The sequence below is a fragment of the Actinotignum timonense genome (genome assembly GCF_030216305.1).
GTDB lineage: Bacteria > Actinomycetota > Actinomycetes > Actinomycetales > Actinomycetaceae > Actinotignum > Actinotignum timonense_A.
In genome coordinates this window covers 1-1,251 of the sequence record NZ_JASOKT010000030.1, presented here as the reverse complement: position 1 = coordinate 1,251, position 1,251 = coordinate 1, and the positions used below count along the sequence as shown (strand labels likewise).

At 51.0% G+C, this 1,251-nt stretch carries 2 rRNA genes; both read right to left on the bottom strand.

From position 1 onward, the window contains the following. Window positions 1–732 (bottom strand): 23S ribosomal RNA (locus QP305_RS08680); the annotation flags it as partial. Between the two features lie 352 nt (window positions 733–1,084). Beyond that, a 16S ribosomal RNA gene (locus tag QP305_RS08675) occupies window positions 1,085–1,251 on the bottom strand; the annotation flags it as partial.

The following is a 1,251-nucleotide window of genomic DNA, read 5'->3' as shown; positions in this document are numbered from 1 at the left end:
AACGCCCTCTTCAGACTCGCTTTCGCTACGACTACCCCACACGGGTTAACCTCGCCACACATCCTAACTCGCAGGCTCATTCTTCAATAGGCACGCCATCACCACCACCAAGATGGCTCTGACAGTTTGTAGGCGCCTGGTTTCAGGCACTATTTCACTCCCCTCCCGGGGTACTTTTCACCATTCCCTCACGGTACTAAATTCACTATCGGTCACGACGGGTATTTAGCCTTACCAAGTGGTCTTGGCAGATTCACACGAGATTCCACGAGCCCCGTGCTACTCGGGCATGTCATCACGCAGTCAGAAACATTTCAGCTACCCGGCTATCACGGTCTACGGCAGGCCTTCCCAAACCCTTCACCTATACTCCTGATTTATCACTACGCCCCGTCCTGTCGGAAACGAGAAAACAACACCCCACAACACCCCGCATGCAACCCCCGACAAGTATCACACACACAAGGTTTAGGCTCCTTCGCTTTCGCTCGCCACTACTCACAAAATATCTTTTCCAGCAGGTACTAAGATGTTTCACTTCCCCACGTTCCCACCACCAACCTATCAATTCAGCTGGCAGCAACCCGGCATAACCCAGGCTAGGTTCCCCCATTCGGACACCCTCGGATCACCACTCGCTAGCCAATTCCCCGAGGCATATCGCAGGCTACAACGTCCTTCTTCGGCCCATACGCACCAAGGCATCCACCAAACGCCCTACAACACCAAAATAACAATAAACAAGAAACTCAAAACAAAAAATTGTCATTACGCAAAATCACACAACAAACACACACGTGCTTGTTATAAAGATGCTCACGCTCACTATGCGACAACCAACCACCACACCAACACCACAACCAGAAAACAAGAACACACTCTCGTCAACTAACCGTGGGTGGTATATCGGACAGTGTCCGAATGCCTAACAGCCCACCCAACCAACACCACCCAAAACACAAACAAGCACTAAAACCTGCTTACGTCCCAAGCGTCTTTTTTACGTGTCCCAAACAAGAAACAAAACAAAAACCAGTAAACCCCAATAGCTCACTGATACAACGTTTCTCGAAAATATCCTTAGAAAGGAGGTGATCCAGCCGCACCTTCCGGTACGGCTACCTTGTTACGACTTCGTCCCAATCGCCAGCCCCACCTTCGACCGCTCCCCCCAAAAAATGGTTAGGCCACGAGCTACGGGTGTTACCAACTTTCGTGACGTGACGGGCGGTGTGTACAAGGCCCGGGAAC